This window comes from Achromobacter sp. SD115 (genome assembly GCF_017355315.1).
Classification (GTDB): Bacteria; Pseudomonadota; Gammaproteobacteria; order Burkholderiales; family Burkholderiaceae_B; genus Achromobacter; species Achromobacter xylosoxidans_B.
In genome coordinates this window covers 69,196-93,211 of sequence record NZ_JADIJM010000004.1, presented here as the reverse complement: position 1 = coordinate 93,211, position 24,016 = coordinate 69,196, and the positions used below count along the sequence as shown (strand labels likewise).

The 24,016-nt window shown below is 66.1% G+C and carries 20 protein-coding genes; 6 read left to right on the top strand and 14 right to left on the bottom strand.

Going from position 1 to position 24,016, the window contains the following annotated elements; all coding sequences use genetic code 11:
• The first annotated feature begins 190 nt into the window (after positions 1–190).
• Positions 191–1,114 (top strand): LysR family transcriptional regulator, encoded by a 924-nt coding sequence (locus tag IPU70_RS07235; protein WP_207466136.1) that lies wholly within the window; start codon positions 191–193, stop codon positions 1,112–1,114.
• Positions 1,115–1,215: 101 nt separating this feature from the next.
• Here the strand turns inward: IPU70_RS07235 and IPU70_RS07230 are convergent, their stop codons facing one another.
• The gene (locus tag IPU70_RS07230) at positions 1,216–2,067 is read right to left on the bottom strand and encodes a sulfurtransferase (protein ID WP_207466134.1); all 852 of its coding nucleotides are present in this window, start codon (positions 2,065–2,067) and stop codon (positions 1,216–1,218) included.
• A 37-nt stretch (positions 2,068–2,104) separates the two neighbouring features.
• The gene (locus tag IPU70_RS07225) at positions 2,105–2,959 is read right to left on the bottom strand and encodes a DMT family transporter (RefSeq protein WP_041652943.1); all 855 of its coding nucleotides are present in this window, start codon (positions 2,957–2,959) and stop codon (positions 2,105–2,107) included.
• Between the two features lie 152 nt (positions 2,960–3,111).
• Between IPU70_RS07225 and htpX the strand changes: the two genes are divergently transcribed.
• The gene (htpX, locus tag IPU70_RS07220) at positions 3,112–3,993 is read left to right on the top strand and encodes a protease HtpX (protein ID WP_013392481.1); all 882 of its coding nucleotides are present in this window, start codon (positions 3,112–3,114) and stop codon (positions 3,991–3,993) included.
• Between the two features lie 66 nt (positions 3,994–4,059).
• On the opposite strand, the gene IPU70_RS07215 is transcribed toward htpX, so the two are convergent.
• Entirely contained in the window at positions 4,060–5,451 is a 1,392-nt protein-coding gene (locus tag IPU70_RS07215; protein ID WP_207466132.1) for an L-serine ammonia-lyase, read from the bottom strand.
• Between the two features lie 173 nt (positions 5,452–5,624).
• Here IPU70_RS07215 and IPU70_RS07210 point away from each other — a divergent pair, with 173 nt between their 5' ends.
• On the top strand, positions 5,625–7,286 hold the full coding sequence (locus tag IPU70_RS07210) for a Na/Pi cotransporter family protein (RefSeq protein ID WP_207466130.1): 1,662 nt from the start codon (positions 5,625–5,627) through the stop codon (positions 7,284–7,286).
• A gap of 77 nt (positions 7,287–7,363) precedes the next feature.
• Here IPU70_RS07210 and IPU70_RS07205 read toward each other — a convergent pair whose 3' ends face one another.
• The 3 genes from IPU70_RS07205 to polA all read right to left on the bottom strand — a co-directional run bounded on the left by IPU70_RS07205 (position 7,364) and on the right by polA (position 11,905).
• Positions 7,364–8,152, bottom strand: a complete 789-nt coding sequence (locus tag IPU70_RS07205) for a dienelactone hydrolase family protein (RefSeq protein ID WP_207466128.1) — start codon at positions 8,150–8,152, stop codon at positions 7,364–7,366.
• A 72-nt stretch (positions 8,153–8,224) separates the two neighbouring features.
• Positions 8,225–9,064 carry a ZIP family metal transporter gene (locus IPU70_RS07200; RefSeq protein ID WP_013392476.1) on the bottom strand — a complete coding sequence of 280 codons (840 nt, stop codon included), beginning with the start codon at positions 9,062–9,064 and terminating at the stop codon, positions 8,225–8,227.
• Between the two features lie 123 nt (positions 9,065–9,187).
• Positions 9,188–11,905 carry a DNA polymerase I gene (gene polA / locus IPU70_RS07195; protein ID WP_207466126.1) on the bottom strand — a complete coding sequence of 906 codons (2,718 nt, stop codon included), beginning with the start codon at positions 11,903–11,905 and terminating at the stop codon, positions 9,188–9,190.
• A gap of 64 nt (positions 11,906–11,969) precedes the next feature.
• Between polA and IPU70_RS07190 the strand changes: the two genes are divergently transcribed.
• On the top strand, positions 11,970–12,596 hold the full coding sequence (locus IPU70_RS07190) for a TIGR00730 family Rossman fold protein (protein WP_041652933.1): 627 nt from the start codon (positions 11,970–11,972) through the stop codon (positions 12,594–12,596).
• A gap of 40 nt (positions 12,597–12,636) precedes the next feature.
• Here IPU70_RS07190 and IPU70_RS07185 read toward each other — a convergent pair whose 3' ends face one another.
• Positions 12,637–14,061, bottom strand: coding sequence for a M20 family metallopeptidase (locus IPU70_RS07185; RefSeq protein WP_207466124.1), 1,425 nt, complete (start codon positions 14,059–14,061; stop codon positions 12,637–12,639).
• Between the two features lie 42 nt (positions 14,062–14,103).
• Positions 14,104–15,087, bottom strand: a complete 984-nt coding sequence (locus tag IPU70_RS07180) for a tripartite tricarboxylate transporter substrate binding protein (protein WP_207466122.1) — start codon at positions 15,085–15,087, stop codon at positions 14,104–14,106.
• 104 nt (positions 15,088–15,191) lie between these two features.
• Between IPU70_RS07180 and IPU70_RS07175 the strand changes: the two genes are divergently transcribed.
• A complete protein-coding gene (locus IPU70_RS07175) occupies positions 15,192–16,154 on the top strand; it encodes a LysR family transcriptional regulator (RefSeq protein WP_242702363.1) in 963 nt (320 codons plus the stop codon).
• A gap of 127 nt (positions 16,155–16,281) precedes the next feature.
• On the opposite strand, the gene IPU70_RS07170 is transcribed toward IPU70_RS07175, so the two are convergent.
• A complete protein-coding gene (locus tag IPU70_RS07170) occupies positions 16,282–17,211 on the bottom strand; it encodes an alpha/beta hydrolase (protein ID WP_242702362.1) in 930 nt (309 codons plus the stop codon).
• A 64-nt stretch (positions 17,212–17,275) separates the two neighbouring features.
• Positions 17,276–18,193, bottom strand: a complete 918-nt coding sequence (locus IPU70_RS07165) for an alpha/beta hydrolase (RefSeq protein WP_207466120.1) — start codon at positions 18,191–18,193, stop codon at positions 17,276–17,278.
• Positions 18,194–18,317: 124 nt separating this feature from the next.
• Here IPU70_RS07165 and IPU70_RS07160 point away from each other — a divergent pair, with 124 nt between their 5' ends.
• A complete protein-coding gene (locus IPU70_RS07160) occupies positions 18,318–19,277 on the top strand; it encodes a LysR family transcriptional regulator (RefSeq protein ID WP_207466118.1) in 960 nt (319 codons plus the stop codon).
• A gap of 142 nt (positions 19,278–19,419) precedes the next feature.
• Here IPU70_RS07160 and IPU70_RS07155 read toward each other — a convergent pair whose 3' ends face one another.
• From IPU70_RS07155 to IPU70_RS07140, 4 genes are all read right to left on the bottom strand, one after another.
• A complete protein-coding gene (locus IPU70_RS07155) occupies positions 19,420–20,208 on the bottom strand; it encodes a 1,6-dihydroxycyclohexa-2,4-diene-1-carboxylate dehydrogenase (RefSeq protein ID WP_207466116.1) in 789 nt (262 codons plus the stop codon).
• Positions 20,209–20,230: 22 nt separating this feature from the next.
• Entirely contained in the window at positions 20,231–21,577 is a 1,347-nt protein-coding gene (locus IPU70_RS07150) for an MFS transporter (RefSeq protein ID WP_207466114.1), read from the bottom strand.
• Positions 21,578–21,686: 109 nt separating this feature from the next.
• A complete protein-coding gene (locus tag IPU70_RS07145; protein WP_207466111.1) occupies positions 21,687–22,601 on the bottom strand; it encodes a dioxygenase in 915 nt (304 codons plus the stop codon).
• Between the two features lie 42 nt (positions 22,602–22,643).
• Positions 22,644–23,870 carry a muconate cycloisomerase family protein gene (locus tag IPU70_RS07140; RefSeq protein ID WP_207466110.1) on the bottom strand — a complete coding sequence of 409 codons (1,227 nt, stop codon included), beginning with the start codon at positions 23,868–23,870 and terminating at the stop codon, positions 22,644–22,646.
• Positions 23,871–24,016: the final 146 nt, after the last annotated feature.

Here is a 24,016-nt window from a genome sequence, read left to right as displayed (position 1 = left end):
AGGCGGTCGCAGGCGGCAGCGGGAGGAGACGTGGGCGCCGGGCGCGGGCGCGAGGAAAACGCGGAATCTGTCATGGGCGGCATCTAGGTTGAAGCTGAAGAGCCCAGACGATAAATGCGCCCGGATTAAAGAAAAAGTGGGCTACATTTCCTTCTTATGCGGAACTAAATGTCCGCAATCGAGGGAAGAAATGGACAGCCTGAATGGCTTTGTCGTGTTTGTGCAGGTGGCCGAAACGCGCAGCTTCGTCGCCGCCGGCCGGCAGCTCGGCGTGTCGGCGTCCGCCATCGGCAAAAGCGTGGCGCGGCTGGAAGCAAAGCTGGGGGTGCGCCTGTTCCACCGCAGCACGCGCAGCGTCACGCTGACGGCCGAAGGCATGCTGTTCCTGGAACGCAGCCGCCGCATCCTGGCCGAAATCGAGGCGGCCGAACTGGAGCTGTCGCGTGCGGCAGGCGCGCCGCGCGGACGCCTGCGCGTCAGCCTGCCGCTGGTCAGCGGACTGGTGCTGCCGGTACTAGGCGAGTTCATGCGCGAATATCCGGAGATCGAACTCGATCTGGATTTCACCGACCGCATGGTGGATGTGATTGAAGAAGGCTTCGATGCCGTGGTACGCACGGGCGAACCGGCCGACTCCCGCCTGTCGGCGCGCCGCCTGGGTTCATTCCAGATCCTGCTGGTCGCCTCGCCCGCCTATCTGGCCAGCCGGGGCACGCCCCGGACGCCGGCCGATCTGTTGCATCACAGCTGCCTGCACTACCGCTTTCCCAGCAGCGGCAAGCTGGAGACCTGGGCGCTGCGGCAAGCCGAAGGCGAACCAGAACTGCAACTGCCCGTCTCGATGATCTGCAACAACATCGAGACGCGGATGTGCTTCGCGCTGCAAGGGCTGGGAATCGGCTACCTGCCGGATTTCGCCATCCGTGAACCCTTGGCGGACGGCCGCCTCGTACCTGTCCTGGCGGGCCAGGTCGAGCGCACCAACGTCTTCCATGTGCTCTGGCCTGCGAGCAAGCACCCGTCGCCGAAAGTGCGGGCGCTGGTGGATTTTCTGTGTTCAAGAGTGTTCGCGGACACCAAGGCGTCCAGGCCCGGGGGCCGATCCGGCCGATAGCGGGCAAGGCGTTTCGGCACGGTATCCGCCGTCCTAGCCAGCAATCTCCCCACCGGCTGCCACAAATAAAAACCGGGGCTTTGCGCCCCGGCTTCCAGACCTTACGCGCCCGTGGCTACCGGGCGGGACGGGTCGCTGCACCATTCGCTCCAGGATCCTGGGTACAGGCGCGAACCCGACAGGCCCGCGATTTCCATGGACAACAAATTGTGGCAGGCCGTGATGCCCGAACCGCACTGATGCACGATGGCCGCCGGATCGCGGCCATCCAGCAGGCTGGCGAATTCCTCGCGCAACTGCGCGGCCGGCTTGAAGCGGCCGTCGGCCTGGAGGTTCTCGCCGTTGGGGCGGTTCAGCGCACCCGGAATGTGGCCTGCTACCGGGTCCATGGGCTCGACCTCGCCGCGGTAGCGGTTGGCCGCGCGCGCATCGATCACGGTAAAAGCCTGGCGGGAAATGTTGTCCAGCACCGCCTGGGCATCCACCGAACCCGCCAGCGAGGAACCCGGCTCGACCGGATCGCCCGCGCGCACGGCGGCCGCGGCTTCGGTCGTGGTCGGCAGTCCGGCCGCGGTCCACGCCTGCCAGCCGCCATCCAGCACGGCCACCTGATCGTGTCCCAGCCAACGCAGCATCCACCACAGGTGCGCGGCGTACATGCCGCCGCTGGCGTCGTAGGCCACCACCAGGGTCCGGGGCGTGACGCCATGGGCGGCCATCAGCGCGCCGAGCGCGGCGCGCGAAGGCAGCGGATGGCGGCCGTTCTTGCCGGTGCGGGCCGCGGCCAGTTCGGTTTCGTGATCCAGGTAGCGGGCGCCGGGGATATGGCCGGCGTCATAGGCCTGACGGCCGGCGGCATGGTTGGCGAGGTCATGGCGCACATCGAACACGCGCACATCCGGCGCATCCAGGCGCGCGGCCAGGTCGGCTGCGGAAATCAGGGTCATCGTCATTCGGTGTGCTCCTGTAATGGTGCGTAGCTGTCACGGGTCAGGCCGGCTTGGGATCGCGCATGGTGCGCCATATCGACAGCAGGCCCGCGAAAATGATCAGGCCCATCCCGGCCCAGGCCAGGGCATCCAATTGCTCGCCCCAGATACCCATGCCCAGCAAGGCCGCGAAGATGATGGTGCTGTACTGCAGCGCCGCGGTCAGCAACGCCGACCCCAGGCCGAAGGCCCGGGTCATGGCCAACTGCCCGAAAAGCCCCGTCACGCCCACGCCCAGCAGCGACAGGTAGCCGGTCCAGTCGGCGTAGCCCCAGCCCTCGAACAGCAGTCCGGCCAGGCTGGACACGCACACGGCCACGGAGAAGAACAGCACGGTGCGCCACTCGGGCTCCCCGACCCGGCCCAGTTGGCGGATCTGCATCATGGCGATGGCCGACATGGCGCCGGCGGTCATTCCCAGCAAGGCGGCCAGCCACTGGTCTTCGTTGATGCTGGGCCTCAGGACCGCGATCACGCCCAGGAACCCCAACGCCACCGCCATGATGCGCACAGGGTCGCGCTGCGCGCCGCCCCAACCCAGCATCCAACAGGCGATGAACAGCGGCGCGGTGTAGTTCAGGCTGGTGGCCGTGGCCAGGGGCAGATGGGCGATGGCGAAAAAGCCCAGCCACATCGACGTGACGCCGGACAGATTGCGCCACAGGTGCAGTTTCCAGCTGACGGGGATGATGGACTGGCGGCCGGCGCGGGCCCAGATCAGCAGCAGGATGACCGACGGCAGTCCGCGAAAAAGCACCACTTGCGGCAGCGAGGCGCCATGCTCGGTGCCGAGCTTCACGAACGAACCCATGATGGCGAACATGGCGGACGCCAGCAACATCCAAAGTGCCTGCATGGGGGGTCTACGCTAAGGGAAAAGTGAGGAGGAATAAGGGAAAGCGATACTATACTCTCCGTCACCGGAAGCGGCGCCGCGAGTCGGGGAACTGGCGGGCCGCAGCAGTGTCGAATCCCGGCATATCCTGCTCGCAGAGGAACACAAAAAACATGAAACGCATTGTCTTGTTCGTCCTGACCAACCTGGCCGTCATGCTCGTGCTGTCGGCCACGCTGCGCATCCTGGGCGTGGACCGCTACATCACCGCCAACGGCCTGAACCTCAACGCCCTGCTGATCTTCTCGGTCGTGGTGGGTTTTACCGGCGCGATCATCTCGCTCTTGATCAGCAAGCCCATGGCGAAGTGGAGCACCGGCGCCCAGGTGCTGGACCCGAACTCGCCGCGCAACCAGCGCGAAGCGTGGCTGGTCGACACCGTGCACCAGCTGGCCGACCGCGCCGGCATCGGCCGTCCGGAAGTCGCCATCTATGAAGGCGCGCCCAACGCCTTCGCCACCGGCGCGTTCAAGAACGACTCCCTGGTCGCCGTGTCGACCGGCCTGCTGGAAAGCATGAGCGAAGAAGAAGTCGCCGCCGTGCTGGCCCACGAAGTCGCCCACATCGCCAACGGCGACATGGTCACGCTGACCCTGATCCAGGGCGTGGTGAACACCTTCGTCGTGTTCCTCGCGCGCGTGGTCGGCTACTTCATCGACCGCGTCGTGTTCAAGAACGAACGCGGCATCGGCCCCGGCTACTACATCACCGTGCTGGTCTGTGAAATCATCTTCGGCGTCCTGGCCTCGATCATCGTGGCCTGGTTCTCGCGCCAGCGCGAGTACCGCGCCGACGCCGGCTCGGCCCACCTGATGGGCGCCCGCGAACCCATGATCCGTGCCCTCGCCCGCCTCGGCGGCCTGGAACCGGGCGAACTGCCCAAGTCCTTCGAGGCCTCGGGCATCACCGGCAAGGGCGGCCTGGCCGCCATGTTCGCCTCGCACCCGCCGATTCCGGCCCGCATCGCCGCGCTGCAGAACGCCCGCGTGATCTAAGCCGCGTAGCCAGTAAAAAGCCCCTCTGCGGAGGGGCTTTTTCTTGAGCGCAGGCCGGCAAACCGGTCAGCACTCGACAATGTTCACCGCCAGCCCGCCGCGCGCGGTTTCCTTGTATTTGGTCTTCATGTCGGCGCCGGTTTCGCGCATGGTCTTGATGACGGAATCCAGCGACACATAATGCTGGCCGTCGCCGCGCAGCGCCATGCGGGCGGCATTGACGGCCTTGATGGAGGCCATGGCGTTGCGCTCGATACAGGGGATCTGGACCAGGCCGCCCACGGGGTCGCAGGTCAGGCCCAGGTTGTGCTCCATGCCGATCTCGGCCGCGTTCTCGACCTGCTCGACCGTGCCGCCCAGGGCTGCGGCCAGGCCGCCCGCCGCCATCGAACATGCCACGCCGACCTCACCCTGACAGCCGACCTCGGCGCCCGACAACGAGGCGTTGTACTTGTACAGCAAGCCCACGGCCGCGGCGGTCAGCAGGAAATCGCGCACGCCCTCGCGGTTGGAGCCGGGCACGAAGCGGTCGTAGTAGTGCAGCACGGCAGGGATGATGCCGGCCGCGCCGTTGGTCGGCGCCGTCACCACGCGCCCGCCGGCGGCGTTCTCTTCGTTGACCGCCATCGCGTACAGGTTGACCCAGTCCATCACGGACAGGGGATCGGACAGCGTGCGCTCGGCGCGCTGGGTCAGGTTGCGGTACAGCTCGGGCGCGCGGCGGCGCACGCGCAGGGGGCCGGGCAGCTCGCCGTCGGCCTCGGGATAGTTGATGCCACAGCCGCGCGACACGCAGTCCTGCATCACCTGCCAGATGCGGTCCAGGCCTGCGTGCACCTCGGCCTCGTCGCGCCAGGTCAGCTCGTTCTTCATCATCAGCTGCGCCACCGACAGCCCGTTCTCGCGGCACATGGACATCAGTTCGCGGCCCATGCGGAACGGGAACGGCAGTTGGTCGTGCGCGGCGATGACCTGGCTGTTGGAGGCGCCGGCCGTCACCACGAAGCCGCCGCCCACCGACAGGTAGCGGGCTTCGCGCAGCGATTCGCCATTGGCGTCAAACGCATGAAACTTCATGCCGTTAGGATGCTCCGCCATGGCTTCGCGGCGGTAGAACATCATGTGTTCCTTTTCCACGAAGGGAACCGGATGGCGTCCCAGCAGCGGCAACTGGCGGCTGGCGCGCACCGACGCAATCATGCCGGCGATGGCGGCAGGGTCGACGGTATCGGGCGCTTCGCCCATCAGGCCCAGCAGCACGCCCTTGTCGGTGCCGTGGCCCTTGCCCGTGGCGCCCAGGGATCCGTAGAGCTCGGCGCGCACCCAGGCCACGCTGGGCATGAGCCCGTCGCGTTCCAGGCCTTGCGCGAACAACAGGGCAGCCCGCATCGGGCCCACCGTATGGGAGCTAGACGGGCCTATGCCTATCTTGAACAGGTCGAATACGGAAACGGCCACGCAACACTCCAATGCATCTACGAAGGATGAGGCAATGATACGCGTTGGCCCGTCCGCGCGCAGCAGGACCTGGAGGCGTATGCTGTATTGAGGGGACAGGTTCCCCCGGCAGCGCCGCGCATGCGATCATTACAGAATTATTACTTGTCATAAAAGAATGGAAACACGCCAGGATGTCCGGACTTATTACCCTGCTTGACTTCGCCGGCTACGTCGCCCTGCTCCTGTGGGGCGTGCACATGGTCCAAACAGGCGTGCAGCGCGCCTTCGGGGCCGCGCTGGGCGCGGCGTTGGGCAAGGCCCTGGGCACCCGGCTGCGGGCCTTCGCCGCCGGGCTGGGCATTACCGCCGCGCTGCAGAGCAGCACCGCCACCGGCCTGATGATCACCGGCTTTGCCGCCGGCGGCGTGGTCGCCCTGGCGCCGGCCCTGGCCGCCATGCTGGGCGCCAACGTCGGCACCACGCTCATCGTCCAGCTGCTGTCGTTCGATCTGACCTCGCTCGCCCCCATCCTGATCCTGGCGGGCGTCTGGATGTTCCGCCGCTATCCGCCGGGGCGCACGCGCGACCTGGGCCGCGTCTTCATCGGCCTGGGCCTCTTGCTGCTGTCGCTGCACCAGTTGGTCGAGCTGTTCCAGCCGTTCCAGACCGCGCCCATGCTGGGCATGATCCTGGACGCGCTAGCGACCCAGCCGGTCGCCACCGTGCTGCTGGCGGCCGCCTTCACCTGGGCGGCGCATTCCAGCGTAGCCGTGGTGGTGCTGGTCATGTCGCTGGCCAGCCACCACATGGTGGCGCCGCACGTCGCATTCGCGCTGGTGCTGGGCGCCAACCTGGGCACCGCCATCAACCCCATGATCGAAGGCGTGACCGGCGACGACCCCGCCGCCCGCCGCCTGCCCCTGGGCAATCTGCTGACGCGGGTGCTGGGCGTGCTGATCGGACTGATACTGCTGCCCTACCTGCAGCCGATGATGAGCGAACTGGCCTCCGACCCCGCCCGCGCCGTGGCCAATTTCCACACATTGTTCAACGCCGTCATCGCCCTGGTGTTCCTGCCGCTGCTGACGCCCTATGCCGCCCTGCTGACCCGCTGGCTGCCCAAGCGCGCGGATCCGAACGACCCCTCGCGCCCCCAGTACCTGGACGAATGGGCCCATGACGTGCCGGCCGTGGCCTTGGGCAACGCGGCGCGCGAAGCACTGCGCATGGCCGACATGCTGCAGACCCTGCTGCTCTACGCCCGCGCCGGTTTCAAGCGCGACAACCGCCACCGCATGGTGCAGGCGCGCCAGCTGGACGCCGCGCTGGACAAGCTGGAGAACGCCATCACCACCTACCTGGCCACCCTGGACCAGGAAAACATGACGCGCGACGACATCCAGCGCCTGGACGACATCCTCGCCTTCACCAGCAATATCGGCCATGCCGGCGACATCGCCCACCACGGCCTTCTCAGCCACGTCGCCAAGCTGCGCAAGCAGGGCTGGATGTTCTCGCCCGAACAGCGCGCCAGCCTGGACGACACGCTGGGCCAGCTCATCGCCAACCAGCGCACCGCCGCGGCCTTGTTCGTCAACGACGACCTGCGCCAGGCCCGCGCGCTGGCGGGCGAGAAGGCGCGCTTCCGCTCGATCGAAACCCATGCGGCGGATACCCACCTGCAGAAGATCAAGGCGGGCGAGGTCGACGCGGCCGAGGTGGGCGCGCTCTATCTGGATATCCTGCGCGACATGAAGGGCATCAATTCCCACCTGGTTGGCGCGGCCGCCTACCCCTTGCTGGCGCGCCACGGCGAACTGCTGCCCAGCCGCCTGCGCGAGGCGGGGAACTGAGAAGAAGAAAAAAGCCGACCAGCAAGGCCGGCTTTCTCAGATCGCCGCAAGAGGCGCTTACGCCCCCTGCTCCGCTCCTACAAGTACCGCTTGAACCAATCCAGCATGCGCCTCCAACCGTCCTGCGCCGCCTCGGCCTTGTAGCTGGCGCGGTAGTCCGCCAGGAAAGCGTGGTCGGCTTCCGGGTACACCACGAACTCAGAACGCCTGGCGTTGTCGTTGCCGGCGGCCAGCTTGGCCTTCATGGTTTCGACGTCGGCCAGCGGAATGCTGGCGTCCTTGCCGCCATACAGGCCCAACACCGGCGCGTGCAGTTCATTCACCACGTCGAAGGCAAAGCGCTTGATCAGCGGACCATGGCCCACGCTGAGCTTGCCGTACCAGGCCACGGCGGCCTTCACGTCGGGGTTGTGCGCGGCGTACATCCAGGTCAGGCGGCCGCCCCAGCAGAAGCCCGTCACCGCCACGCGCTTGGGGTCGCCGCCGTGCTCGGCCGCCCAGGCGACGCTGGCGTCCAGGTCGGCAAACACCTGTTCGTCCGGCACCTTGCTGACCAGCTCGGCGATGAGTTTCGGGATGTCGGTATAGCCCGAGGCATCGCCCTGGCGCTGGTAGAGGTTGGCGGCCACGGCGAGGTAGCCCGCCTTGGCGACCCGGCGGCACAGGTCCTTGATGTGCTCATGCACGCCGAAGATTTCCTGCACCACCAGCACGATGGGCAGGTCGCGCTGGCCTTCGGGCGCGGCGTAATAGGCGGCGATGGTGCCGTCGGCCACGGGCAGCTTGAAATCCCCGTGGACCAGCCCCTGGGTGTCCGTGTGGATCACGGTGGGGGCGACATTGCCGGCTGCGGCGGAAAAACTCATGAAGAACTCCTGTGTAGGGATGATCAACCAAGCCGGATATCCCGCCAGCGCCTGCATGGCCTCGCGCCGATCCTAGTGCCGGTGAACATGCTCCACTTGCGGCGCGCCACGGCCGGCTTCGGCGTCGTGGTCATGCCCGTGGTGCATCACCGTGGTGACGCTGTAGATCAGCGCCACGCCCACGCCGACCAGCAGCAATTGCGGGACGGCATCGGCCAGGGATACCCGTTCGTGCATCTGCGGCATCAGGTCGGCCACCGAGATGTAGAGGAAGCTGCTGGCCGCAACCACCAGGACATACGGCACCCATTCTTGCGCCTGCTGCAGCACGAAGTACCCTATTATGCCGCCCACGGCTGAACACAAGCTGGTGAAGAGTATCAGCGAGAACGCGCGGCGGCGCGCCAGGCCGGCGTTCAGCAGCACCACGAAGTCGCCCAGCTTGTGCGGCACTTCATGGACGATGATGGACGCCGCGGTCAGCACGCCCAGCAGCGGATCGGTCAGGAACGCCGCGGCCACCAGCACGCCGTCGCACAGATTGTGCAGCGAGCTGCCGATCAGGATCAGCACGCCGCCGCGGCCCGCCTCGTGGCGGTCATGCCCCTTATGGTGGTGATGGCCGTCGCCTTCGTGGTGATGGCTGTGGCGCAGCAAGGCGATCTTCTCCAGCACGAAGAAGCCGATCAGCGATGCCAGCATCAAGCCGAACAGCACGTGGGCGTCGCCCACCCCGGTCTCGAACGCCTCGGGCAGCAGATGCAGCAGGGCCACCGACAGCAGCACCCCCACCGACAGGCTGACCATGTGGTGCAGATATTGCGCGAAGACCTTGTAGGCCAGCCAGCTGGCGACCAGGACCGCGATGAGCCCGCCGGTGACGGTGGCGAGCAAAATCCAGAGCAGCAACATTTTTGGGGGGGACGCTTTAGAGGCGGGAGAAGCGCAACATTATATTGTTTCAATACTAAAAACGGAAATGGGCCGCCCGGAGGCGGCCCACGTGTCCCGCGGACAGGATGGTCCCGGCCCTACCTAGTGGGCCTGTTCCCAGTTCTTGCCCACACCCACCTCGGCCACCAGCGGCACGCGCAGGGCCGCCACATTGCACATCAGGCGCGGCAATGCTTCCTTGACCAGTTCCAGTTCGGCGTCCGGCGCTTCCAGCACCAGTTCATCGTGCACCTGCATGATCATGCGCGTCTGCAGCTTTTCGGCTTCCAGCCAGTCCTGCACCGCGATCATGGCCATCTTGATCAGGTCGGCCGCCGTGCCCTGCATCGGCGCATTGATGGCCGCGCGCTCGGCCCCCTGGCGGCGCGGACCCGAGGCGCCGCGGATTTCCGGCAGTTGCAGGCGGCGTCCGAAGACGGTTTCCACATAGCCCTGTTCGCGCGCGCGGCGGCGGGTGTCATCCATGTACATCGCCACGCCGGGATAGCGGGCGAAATAGCGGTCGATGTAGGCCTGCGCGGCATCGCGCGTGATGCCCAGGTTGGACGCCAGGCCGAACACCCCCATGCCGTAGATCAGGCCGAAGTTAATGGCCTTGGCGGCACGGCGCTGCTCGGTGGAGACGTCCTCCAGCGACACGCCGAACACTTCCGAGGCCGTGGCACGGTGGATATCCTCGCCCGCCGCGAAGGCGCGCTGCAGATTGGCGTCGTCCGACACATGCGCCATGATGCGCAGCTCGATCTGGGAATAGTCGGCCGACAGCAGCATGCCCTGCTCGGCGATGAACGCCTCGCGCACGCGCCGGCCGGCTGCGGTGCGCACCGGGATGTTCTGCAGGTTGGGATCGGACGAGGCCAGGCGGCCGGTGATGACCGCGGCCTGCGAATAATGCGTGTGCACGCGCCCGGTGTCCGGGTTGATCATGCGCGGCAGCTTGTCCGTGTAGGTGGACTTCAGCTTGGACAGGCCACGGTACTCCAGCAGCACCTGCGGCAGCGGGTAATCCTGCGCCAGCTTGCTCAGCACTTCTTCGTCGGTGGACGGCGCCCCGCTGGCGGTCTTGCGGACCACCGGCAGCTGCATGCGGCCGAACAGGATCTCGCCCAGCTGCTTGGGGGAATTCAGGTTGAAGGGCTGGCCGGCCAGTTCATAGGCCTTCTGCTCGAGCTGCAGCATTTCCTGGCCCAGCTTGTGGCTCTGGCGCCCCAGTTCCGCGGCATCCACCTTGACGCCGTTGCGTTCGACCGTGGTCAGCACGGCCGATACCTGCATTTCCAGCAGGTAGATGCGGTTCAGACCTTCGTCGGCCCCCACCATCGGGCGCAGCACCTGATGCAGCTGCAGGGTGAAGTCCGAGTCCTCGGCGGCGTAATGGCCGGCCTTGTCCACCGCCACTTCGTCAAAGCCGATCTGCTTGGCGCCCTTGCCGCAGAGGTCCTCGTAGGAGACGCCGCTGCGGCCCAGGTAGCGCTGGGCCAGATCGTTCAGGCCCACGCCGCGGTGCGATTCCAGCACATACGCCTGCAGCATCGTGTCTTCGGTAATGCCAGCCAGCTTGATGCCTTCGTTGGCGAACACGTGCGCGTCGTACTTGGCATGGTGCAGCAGCTTGGCGCGGGTCGCATCTTCCAGCCAGGGCTTCAGGCGCGCCAGAACCTCGGCCTTGGGCAGCTGCGGCGCGTTGTCCGGACCGCGGTGCGCGACCGGGATGTAGCACGCGACGCCAGGCGACACCGCCAGCGACATGCCCACCATCCGGGCCTGCATTTCGTCCAGCGAAGTCGTCTCGGTATCCAGCGCGACCAGCGGCGCGTCCTTCAGCTTTTCCATCCAGGCGTCGAACGCGGCCCAGTCGGAGAGGATCTGATAGTCCAGTTCCACCGGCGCGGCGGGCGCCTCGTGCGCGACGCGGGCATCGCCCGCCGGCACGCGTTCGGCGTCGCCGGTCAGGTCGCGCAACCAGGTGCGGAAACCGTAGCGCTCGTAGAGTTCAGTCAGCGTCGCATCGTCGCGCGGGCGCGGCGTCAGGTCGTCCACCGCGTCCACGTGGCCGGCCAGATCGCAGTCGTACTTCACCGTCAGCAATTGGCGCGTCAGCGGAAAATTCGGAATGGCCTCGCGCAGATTGCTGCCGGCGACGCCCTTGATGTCTTCCGCGCCTTCAACCAGCTTGTCGATCGAGCCGAATTCCGTAAGCCATTTGACTGCCGTCTTGGGACCCACCTTGGTCACGCCAGGGACGTTGTCCACTGCGTCCCCCACCAGCATCAGGTAGTCCACGATGCGGTCGGGCGGCACGCCGAACTTGTTGACCACGCCGGCCTCGTCCAGCACTTCGCCGGTCATCGTATTGACCAGGGTGACGTGGCTGTTGACCAATTGCGCCAGGTCCTTGTCGCCGGTGGACACGATGGTGTGCACGTCGTGTTCGGCGGCGCGCTTGGCCAGGGTGCCGATCACATCGTCGGCCTCGACCCCTTCAATGGCCAGCACCGGCCAGCCCAGCGCGCGCACCGCGCGGTGGATGGGCTCGATCTGTGCGGCCAGGTCTTCCGGCATGGGCGGGCGGTGCGACTTGTATTCCGGGTAGAGATCGTCCCGGAAGGTCTTGCCGCGGGCATCGAAAATACATGCGGCATACTCTGCCTTATGATCAGAGACAAGTTTGCGCAGCATATTCACCACGCCGTAAAGCGCCCCCGTGGGTTCGCCTTGCGCGTTGCGCAAATCAGGCATAGCGTGGAAAGCGCGGTACAAGTAACTTGAACCGTCGACCAGTAATAAGGTTTTTTTCATGGTTACAAAGGCAGATATGGCAATAGCTGCGGAAACACCCGCCAACAAACAAATTCCGCTGATTATGTCAGAGATACGGACGGCGGCAGACAAGCTCGCGAACATAGGGCCTGCTGTCAGCGTCTTCGGCAGTGCGCGAGTCAGCCGTAATTCCCCCCACTATGAAACCACCATCGCCATTTCAGCCGCTCTGGCGGATGCGGGTTTCGCGGTGATCGCCGGTGGCGGTCCCGGCATCATGGAGGCAGCCAACAAGGGCGCGTTCGAGGCAGGCGGCACCAGCATCGGGCTGAACATCAGCCTGCCCCACGAAGCGCACAACAACGAATACCAAACCATCAGCCTGTCATTCGAGTATTTTTTCTCGCGCAAGGCAACCTTCTTCATGCACAGCTTCGCCTATGTGGCGATGCCCGGCGGTTTCGGCACCCTGGATGAACTCTTCGAAGCGCTGACGCTCATCCAGACGGGCAAGGTCCCGCCCGCTCCCATCGTGCTGGTGGGCAGCGAGTACTGGTCCGGCCTGGTCGAATGGCTGGGCGGCCAGGTGCTGGCCAACGGCATGATAGGCGCGCACGACCTGGATCTCTTCATCATCGAAGACGATCCCGTCAAGGTGGTGCGCAAGGTGGTGGAATTCCACGCCAAGGTCAATTCGGACGCGCAATACGCGCCGTCCTTGCCGGCCTGACGTCAACCGGGGCGGCTTTGCGCCGCCCCGCTCCCAATGATTACCGGCGCATGAACGAAGGCAGTACGTCGGCCGGTATCGGGCAGACATAAGGCTGTCCGCGGCGCGTCTCCATCAGTTCTTCCTTGGCGCGCGCCAGCGCCTCGGGCTGCGTGTACAGATCGGCGGCGGTCGCCGCGATGATCTTGGCCGCGTGCACCATGCCCTTGTGCGCCATGGACATCTTGCCCTGCGCCACCATCTGCCAGGAATGGAACGGCGTGCCGTAGGCATAGCAGGCGCCCCAGCATTGCGCCGTGGGCGTGACCCAGCTCACGTCGCCCACATCGGTGGAGCCATAGGTGATCTCGGCCTTGCCGGGTTCGTACGGCGCCACGCCGGTGAACAGCGGCGTGGGATTGCGCAGCACCGCGCCCAGGTTCTTGCCAGCGTTGTCGATGTCGTCCGCGGAGATCGAGTCCCACATGCGGCGCGCGGCCTGCTGTTCGCCCGCGTTGTAATCCGGCCCCTGCAGCGACAGCATGTTGGCGTACATGATCTGATTGAGCACGCCGTTGGGGATGTAGTTCGAGCAAGCCTTGTCGAACACGATTTCCAGTTCGCAGCCCGTCATCAGCGCCGCGCCGCGCGCCACGTTCTGCACCCGCTCGTACAGTTCGGAGGCCTGCGAATTGATCGGCGCGCGCACCAGGTACAGCACCTCGGCGCGGGCCTGCACCACATTGGGCGAAATGCCGCCGCTATTGGTCACGGCGTAGTGCACGCGCGCATCCGGCACCATGTGTTCGCGCAGGTAGTTGACGCCCACGTTCATCAGTTCGACCGCGTCCAGCGCGCTGCGACCCAGGTGCGGCGAGTTCGCCGCGTGCGCCGCGATGCCGCGGAAGCGGAAGTAAGCCTGGATGTTGGCCAGCGATGACTGGTGGAAGATGCCGGTGTGCGATGCGGGGTGCCAGGTCAGCGCCGCGTCCAGGTCATCGAACAGGCCGGCGCGCGCCATGAAGGTCTTGCCCGAGCCGCCCTCTTCCGCCGGACAGCCGTAGAAGCGGATGGTGCCGGGCAGGCCGTTGGCCTCCAGGAATTCCTTCACCGCCACCGCGGCGAAATGCGCGGCGGTGCCCAGCAGGTGGTGGCCGCAGCCGTGGCCATTGCCGTTCGGCGTTTCCGGCGAAGGCTGGCAGGCGTAGGCGCCGCTTTCCTGGCTCAGGCCCGACAGCGCGTCGTACTCGCCCAGGATGCCGATCACAGGCCCGCCGCTGCCCGCCTCCGCCACGAAGGCGGTGGGAATGCCGGCAGCGTCGCGCGTGACGCGAAAGCCTGCTTCCTCCAGCATCGCGATGTGCAGCTCGGCGGACTTGTGTTCGTCGTAGCGCAGTTCGGCCAAGCTCCAGATGCGGTCGCTCAGTTCCGCGTAGCGCTCGCTGCGCGCGTCGATGAACGGCGCAAGTTTTTCGATGGCACCCATTGTCTCTCCTGTGGCTGTAATGGCGGGGAAATACCGGTCAGGTCACTCGTCGAGCTTGATGCCGGCAGTTTCAATGATTTTGCGATTGGCGGCCAGCGTCTGGGCGATGCGCTCGGCGAAGGCCTGCGGCGTACCGGCATCGGGCTGCGCGCCCATGCCCGCCAGGCGCTGCACCAGCGCCGGATCCGCCAGCGCGCGCACCGCCGCCTTATTGAGGCGCTGCACCACGGCATCCGGCGTGCCTGCGGGCACGACCAGGCCGAACCAGGTCTGGCCCAGCGCGTTCAGCTGCGGATAGCCGAGTTCCGTCATGGTCGGCAGCTCCGGCATGTCGGGCATCCGGGCGGGCGCGGACACGGCGATGGCGCGCAGCTTGCCGGCCTTGACCAGCGATTGCGCGGAGGCGTACTGGTCCTGCTGCACCTGCACTTCGCCGCCCACGGCGGCGGTCAGCGCCGGGCCCATGCCGCGATACGGCACGTGCAGCACGTCGACCTTCAGGTCGGCATTCATGGCCGCCAGGTTCAGATGGCCCAGCGAGCCCACGCCGGGCGATCCATAGGAATACTTGCCCGGATGGGCGCGCAGCTCGGCCAGGAATTGCGCGAAATCCTGCGCCGGAAACGCCGGATTCACCATCCATACAACCGGCACCGTCGCCACCGACGCCACCGGCTTCAATTGCGTCTGCGGGTCGACGCGCTTGGTGCCGTATAGCAAGGGATTGACGGCCATGGTGCTGACCGTGGCCATGCCCAGCGTGTAGCCGTCGGGCTCGGCCCGGGCCACCGCCTCGGTGCCGAGCAGGCCACCCGCGCCAGCGCGGTTCTCCACCACCACGCTCTGGCCCAGTTCCTTGCGCAGGCCCTCGGCCACCGCGCGAGCCAGCGCATCCGTGGATCCGCCAGGCGCAAATGGCACGATCAGCCGCAGGGGCTGCGAAGGATAGGCGCCCTGGGCGGCGGCCAGGGACGAAACACTGAAAGTTACGGCGCAAACCAGCGCGTGCAGCAGACGGGACTTCATGGACCAGCCACTCCTGGGGAACGGAAGCAATCAACGGGATCGCTGCATTGTGTCCAGGGCATATCCTTATTTCAAATACATTAATGGGTGGATATATTCATATTTTGAATACCAATCCTGCCCGCGCCATGGACGTTGCCCCCGCCACCCTGCTGTCCCGCCTGCTCGCCAAGGGCCGCCTGCGCCACCTGCAATTGCTCGCCAGCATCGCCGACCTGGGCAGCATCCAGCAGGCGGCCAGCCATATCGGCTTGAGCCAGCCCGCGGCCACCCATGCGCTGGCCGACATCGAGGACCTGCTGGGCGTAAAGCTGTTCGAGCGCCACGCCCGCGGCATGCGCACCACGCGCAGCGGCCAGCTCATGGCGGAATGCGCCCGCAGCATGCTGACAACGCTGCGCGCCTCCACGGACTCGGTGGCGGCCCTGCGCCAGGGCGCCACGGGCTACCTGCGCCTGGGCGCCATACCCGCGGCCAGCGGCGGCCTGCTGGCCGAACGCCTGCCCGCCTACCTGAAGGCGCGGCCGGGACTGCAAGTGGAGGTCGTCGAAGGCAGCCGCGAGCAGTTGCTGCCGCAGGCGGCTGGCGGCAGCCTGGACATGCTGCTGTGCCGGCGCCCGGAAGCGGTGCCCGCCGGCCTGGAATTCGTGCCGCTGCAAGACGATGCGGCGGTAATCGTGGCCGCTGCCGGCCACCCGCTGCTGGCGCCGGACGGCGCGCCCACGCTGGCGCAGGTGGCCTCGCAGCTATGGATCGAGCCCCGGCCGGAACTGGCCATCCACGCGGTGTTCAAGGCGTTTTTCGAACGCGCCGGCGTGGTGCCCCGGCTGTGCAGGCTAAGCAGCGCCGCCCCGCCGATGCCGCTGCTCATCGCCGTCATGCAGGCCCAGGAGGCCCTGGCGATGGTGCCCCAGACCCTGGGCAATTGGTACATGCAGCATGGGCACTTCCAGCGCGTGCCGATCGAATCGCCGGGCTCGTTCCAGCCCATCGGCGCAATCGCCCGCGACCACGGCCCCGGCCGCGATTTCCTGGACTGGCTGGCCGCCAGCGGACCAGTCGGCTGAACCGGCGCCAGGCGGCTGAACCGCCCCCAAACAGCTGAGCCTGCACCACTTGTTGGAGTTCATTTAAGTTGGAAACCTGGCCCCTTGTAGAGCAGTGATTCAGCGACCAGTTGCCCCACCGCCTGTTTCAGAGCCTGTCCTTGAAGAACGGCACCACCTTGCCCATGGCAATGGCCACCGGCTCGGGCTTGTCGTACAGGTCGTAGTGCGACCAGCCCTCGGCGACAACGATGTGCTTGTCCGTCGAGGCGGCACGGCTGTAGATTTCCCAGCCGTCGCGGAAAGCGCCGAAACCTCCCGGTTTGTCACCGATCACCACCATCAGCGGCTGGGTCAACAGCACCTCGGCGTGCAGGAAAGCGTCCCAACCCATCGCCGCACCGCTGAACGACATAAGCTGGCTGGTTGCGCCATTGGGCTGTTGGCCGCGCGCGGTCTTGTAGTAGTCGGTGGCCTCCAGCACATCGATATCGGTGATGCCGGCCTGCTTCGCGGCACCCACTGACTCCGGCAGCAGGTTCGCTGCATCCCGGGCGGCGCCCTGGGCCTGGGCCGTGCGCATCTGCGCAATATTGGCGGCTAGTTCGCGCGGTTTGAACTGTGCGAAGCCCTCACGTATCAGCCGGCCATAGTTCACGCCCGTGATCGAAACCAACGCCTTCAGGCGCTGATCGGTGATACCGGCATGTACCGTGTAGGCACCGCCGCCGCACACGCCGATGGCACCGATGCGCTCGGCATCCACGTAGGACAGCGATTGAAGGTAGTCCACCGCAAAGCGGATGTCGGAGACGCGGATGGCCGGATCTTCGATGAAGCGCGGCGCGCCGCCGCTGGCCCCCTGGAAACTCGCGTCATGCACCAGCACGACAAAGCCCGCTTCGGCCAGCCCCTTGGCGTAAATGTTGCCGGCGGTCTGCTCCTTGCAACTGCCGATGGGGTGCGTGCTGACGATGGCGGGGTACTTCCTGCTCTCGTCAAAGCCGGGGGGCAGGTGGATGTCGGCTGCGGTTTGCCAGCCCAGGTTCTGGTAAGTAACGGTTTGGATGGCGCTCATGTTGAACTCCTTGTTCGGTACGGAGGGGGACTATCTGCCCCGCACCGTGCCTTGGTTCAGTGGCTTACTTCAGCTTGGCCCGGAAAAAAGGCACCAGCTTCGAGACAGCCTCGTCCACGTACTGGGGCACGTCATACAGGTCCATGTGGTCGGCACCTTCGACAACGTGCAGCGTCTTGTCGATGCTGGCGGCGCGAGCGATCAGGTCGTCACTCATCCACTTGCTGCCCGCCTTGCTGCCGGCGACGGCCAAGATGGGCTGGGTCAGGAAAGCCTCGGCCAAGTGGTAGGCGTCGTAGGTGATGATTTGCGTGAGGTTGCGTGCCAGGGTGAAGCCGGGCGCGTTGGGGTGTTCGCAACGGGGGGTGTGGTAATACTCCCAGGCGCCACGCAGCTCGGCATTGGGCGCGTCTTCTTCCTTCAGCGGGGCCAGCGGTATGGTGGCCCTGTCGTTATTGCTCGCATCGGCCGTGCGCGCCGCGGAGCCGGCTTCGAGGTAGGGCTGCGCGTCGGCGTCCTTGACCGTGTTCTCCCAACCGTTGCGGAACATCTGGCCGATGTTCACCGCGCTCACCATGCCCAGCGCCTTAATGCGGCGGTCGTTGATGGCGGCGTTGGCGCTATAGCCCGCGCCAGCGCAGATGCCCATGGCGCCGATCCTGTCCTGATCCACGTAAGGCAGCGTGGTCAGGTAGTCGATAACGGCACTAACGTCCTCGGTGCTGATGTAGGGGTTCTCCAGCTGGCGCGGCTCGCCGGTGCTCTCGCCCTGGTAGGAGCGGTCGAAGGCGATGGCAATGAAGCCGTTCTCAGCCAGTTTCTTGGCATAGAGACCTGCGGTCTGCTCCTTCACGCCGCCACCAGGGTGGGAGACAACGACGGCCGGGTACTTCCTGGATTCATCAAAACCGGCCGGGAAATTGATGATGGCGGCCATGGTAATGCCTTGGCCGTTGAGGTTCTTGAACGAGACATTGGGCATGAGGTTCTCCAGTCAGGAATGAAAAATCGTCGGCAGACGACATAGACAGGATCCAATGGTAAGGACGCCATTGCATTTGATAAATAGGCTTTTCAAGACATGAATGATTAGTTAATCTAAACAAATGCCAATCGAACCCTCCCTCGCCTCATCTCTGACGTGGTTTGCCCATATCGCCAGAAATCGCAGTTTTACCAAGGCTGCGGCGGAGATGGACGTGACGCGGGCCGCGCTATCCCAGCACCTCAAGGGGCTGGAACAGCGCTTGAACGTGCGGCTGCTCAACCGCACGACGCGGGATATGTCGCTGACCGAGGAAGGCCGGCGCCTGCTGGACGTTCTGCAACCTGCGCTCACCGCAATTGAGCGAGCAGTGGCGGAATTGGGCGAGGCGCATGCCGAGCCGTCGGGATTGATCCGCTTGAGTTCGTCGCGCATCGCAGCGCGGCTGCTGATCGAGCCGTACATGGGCGAACTTCTGGCGCGCTACCCAAAGCTGCGATTAGAGTTGGTAATGGACGACGGTTTCACCAACATCGTGGCCGAGGGGTTGGATGTCGGTTTACGCCTCGGTGAGAGTCTGGATGAAGGGATGGTGGCGGTGCCGGTCACGCCTCCCCTTCAGTACGCCATCGTCGGATCTCCAGCTTACTTCGCGCGCCACGGCATACCCGAAACCCCGGCTGACCTGATGCGGCACAACTGCTTGGCCTACCGCTTCACATCCAGTGGAACCATCGACCGTTGGTCGTTCACTTCACCGGACACCAAGGCGCGCACGGTGGTGTTCGAGCCGCAGGGCAATGCCGTTTTCAATGACGACGAGAGCATGTTGCGCGGCGCTCTGCAAGGGGTGGGGCTGGTGCAGCACATCGATCTGTGCGTGCGACATCATATGGCCGAGGGCTCGCTAGCGGGGGTGCTGGCGCCCTGGTGCAGGACGTTCCCAGGGTTCTTCCTTTACGTGCCCTCGCGCGCGCAGATGCCGGCCAAGATCCGGGCGTTGATGGACTTCCTGATCGAGAAGCGGGAACAACTCGCTAGAGAATCTATCTTGGCGGAGCAAGGCGGCAAAAAGCCATGATGGCGACCCAGCCTTGCGTCCGCCCTCGAGTAGAAGCGCACTGCCATGCAGCGAGGCTACATTTCAAATTCAATGACCAAAGTTGCATGTTCAATGAACTTCCACACCAGTTGGCGAACCGGCCCCAGGCGGCTCAGACCGTTCAGCCGATGTCGCCGCCCGCCACGTACATGATCTGCCCGGTAATGTACGAAGCCTCGGGCGCAGCCATGAAGCAGATCGCCGCGGCGACCTCCTCGGCCAGCCCCAGTCGGTCCTGCGGCGTGTCGCGCAGGCAGGAGGCATACATTTCGCTCACCCACGCGGTCTCCTGCGCGGACGGCGCCTCGTGGTTGCGCGGGATCGCGCGCACGCCGTTGTCCAGCGCGCCCGGCGACACGCAATTGACGCGCACGCCGGACTTCGCCAGCTCCAGCGCCATGCAGACGGTGGCCGCGTGCACGCCGCCCTTGGACGCCGAGTACGGCACGCGGTAGATGCCGCGCGTGGCGTTCGACCCCACGTTGACGATGGCGCCCGCGCCCTGCGCCCGCATCACAGGTATGACTTCGCGGCAGGACCACAGCGTGGGCCAGAGCGACCGGTTGACCTCGCGCTGCATTTGCTCGGGCGTGTACTCCCAGAACGGCCGGGTCCAGATCGTACCGCCCACGTTGTGTACCGACACGTCGATGCGACCGTTGATTGCCAGCGCGGCCCGCACCATGGACTGCGCGCCCGCATGGGTTTCCAGGTCGGCCTGCACGAAGCTGGCGCGTCCGCCCGCTGCCCGGATTTCCCCGGCCACGGCAGCGCCCTGCTCCTCGGCCCGGTCCACCACGACCACGTGCGCGCCTTCGGCTGCCAGGCGCCGGGCCGTTGCCCGGCCCACGCCCTGAGCCGCGCCGGTGACCAGGGCCACCTGGCCCTCGAAACGTAGATGTGTGTTCATGCTTGTGTCGTCCTTTGCTGTATCAATGCGCCGCGGACAGCGCGCCCTCGGGCCGCGCATGCTTGAGCTTGAGGCTCAATACCGCCAGCGCCGCGACCGCCAGGGGGATGGCCAGCGCGATGAAAAATCCCGAAGGCCCGCCCCAGGCCAGGAAGCTGCCGCCGATGGCCGAACCCGCGATCGCTCCCGCGCGCCCCATGCCGATGGCCCAGCCGGTGGCGGTGGCGCGCAAGGCAGTGGGGTAGGCGCCCACGACCAGGTAATTCAGCGCGATCTGCTGTCCGCCTATGCCGAAGCCGGCCGCGCCGACCAGGATGAAGACCAGCGTCCAGTTGTCGCCGGTTTGGCTCAGGCCGACGGCCACCGCGATGCCCAGCGCGAACATGCCGCCCAGCAGCCGCCGGGTGTTGAGGCGCGGCAACATGAAGGACAACGGGATCGCGCAGATGATGAAGACGGCATTGACGATGACCGTCCCCATGGGCGCCTGCTCGGCGGGCAAGCCCGCGGCCTTGAGCACCGTGGGCAGCCATGACAGCAGCATGAACCACGCGACCCAGTTCAGCAGGTACACCGCCCAGATCGCCACGGTCTTGGCGCCGTGGCCGTCCGCGAACAGCGCGCCCACGCCGGCCCGCGCGACGGATTCCTCCGGCACGGTGAACTGCGTGTCCGCGCCCAGCTTGCGGCTCGATATCGTCGAGAGAATCCGCGCGATATAGCGCTGACTCTCCGGATCGCGGCGCGTGGCCTTGAAGTACAGCGACTCGGGCAGCATCAGGGCGGCGACGGCCAGCAGCGCCAGGGGCGCCAGGCCTCCCACCACGAAGATGCCTTCCCAGCCGATGACGGGCAGCATGCGGGCCGCCAGCAGGCCGCCCAGCATGGCGCCTGCGGGCAAGCCCAGCAGCACGCCGGTCATGATGGCGCCGCGCAAACGGGCCGGGCCGTACTCGGCGGCCAGCGCCAGCAGCACCGGCGTGCAACCGCCCATGCCCAGGCCGGCGATGAAGCGCAGCACCAGGATGTGGCTGGTGTCGGTAGCCCAGGCCGTGGCCAACGTGGACAGGCCGAACAGGGCCAGGCCCAGCATGATGGCCGGACGGCGGCCGATGCGGTCGCCGATCAGGCCCAGGGTCATCGCGCCCACCGTCATGCCAACGATGCCGGTGGTCAGAATGGGCGCCAGCGCGCCTGCCTTCAGATCGAAGGCGGCCAGGATCGCGGGCCCGGTGAAGGCGATCGCCTGAGTGTCGAAGCCGTCGAACAGCGCGATCAGAAAGCACAGGATCAGCACACGCCATTGAAAGGCGCCCAGTCGCTCCTGGTCGATCAGCGTGGGTATCGACCAGCTGGAAGTCGCGGTCATGTTGGTTGTCTCCATGGCGCGGCCGAACCCGGCCTCGCGCCTGCGGGTTGTTCTAGGTGGTTGGGGGGAATGTGGCGGCGCCGCGAGCGGGCGCCGCCTTGGGCATCGTTCAGGCGGTGGCGCGGTCCATGCGGGCTTGCGGGCGGGCCTCGTCGGCGTCCAGCGCCGGCTGCAACACAAAGTCGAAACAGACGCGCGTGAACGGCGCGTTCACTCCCAGGCTCTCATAGCCCGCGGGCGGCGTGCCCGGCTGCAGTTCGACCACCAGGCCGTCGCGCGTGGCGAAGGCAAAGTCGTCGTCCAGGAAGGTGTCGCCCGGGATGTTGACCTGCGTGGTCAAGGTGCGCTGGCCTTCGGCGGCCACCAGGAAGTGGATATGGGCTGGCCGGTTGCCATGGCGGCCCAATGCCTCGAAAAGTTCGGACGTGGGGCTGTTCGGCGGAATCGCGTAACCCGGCGGAATGAAGCTGCGGAAGCGGTAGCGGCCCTGCGCGTCGGTCTTGATCTTGCGGCGCAGGTGATAGTCCTTCTGGTCCGGATCGAAATGCGAATAGCGTCCCAGCTCGTTGGCATGCCAGACGTCGACGAGCGCGCCAGCGACGGGCTGGCCGTCCACGTCGCGCACCTGCCCTTCCATCACCAGTACGGTCCCCGGCACGGGATCTTCGTCCAATCGCGCTTCGCTGTCGGACAGCGGGGCGCCCGCAATGTAGAGCGGTCCCTCGATGGCGCGCGGCGTGCCGGCGGCGCGGCCGGCGGCCTCGTCGGCCTCTTCCTCGCGGATATCGATCAGGCGGTCAAAGCCCAGGCCCGCGGTGATCAATCCCATCTGGCCGCTGGCGCCCAGGCGCGCGAGCCAATCCACGCCCGCCCAGAACTCGTCGGGCTTGATGTCGAGATCGTCGATCGCGCGGAACAGGTCCGACACGATGCGCTGCGAAATCTGCCGGACCCGGTCGTTGCCGGGATTGACCTGGGAACTGTTGACCAGGTCCAGTAGTTGTTGCTGGGTAAATTCAGCCATGATGCGTCTCCTGCTTTTTGGAATGATCGGGAAAATGGTGGGTCAGGTCGCGGCAGCCTCGCCGCGGCGGCCAAAGTCGACCGTGGCGGGCGTCAGGCCAGCCCTGGCGCGGTCGAAGCGCTCCAGCCGCTTTTCATCCACAACGACACCAAAGCCGGGGCCGTCGGGCAATTGCAGTTCAAAGTCGCGCACGGCCATGGGCTGCTCGACGATGTCGTCGACCAGCAGCTGCGGGCCAAACAGTTCGCAACCGTGGTGCTGGTCCGACAGCGTGGCAAACACATGCGCGGACGCCGCGCTGCCCAGCGAGGTCTCCAGCATGGTGCCGCCGTACCAGCCGAGCCCGGCGGCTTGCGCCACTGCCGCGACTTCGCGCGTGCGCAGCAGGCCGCCGTGCTTGGCGACCTTCAGGGAAAACACATGGCATGCGCGCTGCGAGGCCAGCATGAAGGCGTCCTGCGCGGAGCACACGGTCTCATCCGCCATGATCAGCGCGGCCGAGCCCAGCGACTGCGTCGCCTCGCGCAAGGCCTGCACGTCCCACTTCGCCACGGGCTGTTCGATCAAGGTCACGCCGGCCTCTACCAATTGCGGCAGATAGCGGCGCGCGGTGTTGCCGTCCCAGGCCTGGTTGACGTCCACCGTCATGTCGGCGCGGCCGCCCAGGCCGCGCGCGATGCGCGCCACGTGGGCCACGTCATCGGCCGGGCTGCGCGCGCCAATCTTGAGCTTGAAAAGGCGATGGCGGCGCGCCTGCATCATCTGCTCGGCTTCATCCAGATCACGCTGCGAATCGCCGCTGGCCAAGGTCCAGGCCAGCGGCAGGCGCTCAATGCGCTTGCCGCCCAGCAACTGCCAGGCCGGCACGCCGAGGCTACGCGCCACCGCATCGATCAGCGCCATTTCAACGGCGCTCTTGGCAAAGGCATTGCCCTTGCAGACGGCATCGAGACGGTTGATGTGTTCAGCGAACCGGCGCGCATCCGCCCCGGCCACTGCCGGAGCGAGGTAGTTCTGGATCGCATGCAGAATGGTTTCGGGCGACTCCTCGTTCCACGACGGCCCGCCTATCGTCGCCGCCTCGCCAAAACCGCAGGCGCCGTTGGCCAGCCAGAGCTGCACGATGACCGGGCTTTGCCGGTTGATGGCGCCGAACGAGAACTTGTGCGGCCGGATCGTCGGGATGTCGACGATCCTCGCGTGGATGCGCTCGATGCGCCAGGAGGCGTCGTCTGGCGTGATCGGAGCCTGAGTCGAAACGGAAGTCATAAAGCCTGAAGCCCTGCGTGAGTGATGCAGACAAGATTAGGGCCCGGTCGGTTTTTCATCCAATGATTTATATTGCACCTATTATTCGATACCATCGAATAATAAATCGCCCATCATTAACCGTCCGTTCCGGCTTTGCACCAGGA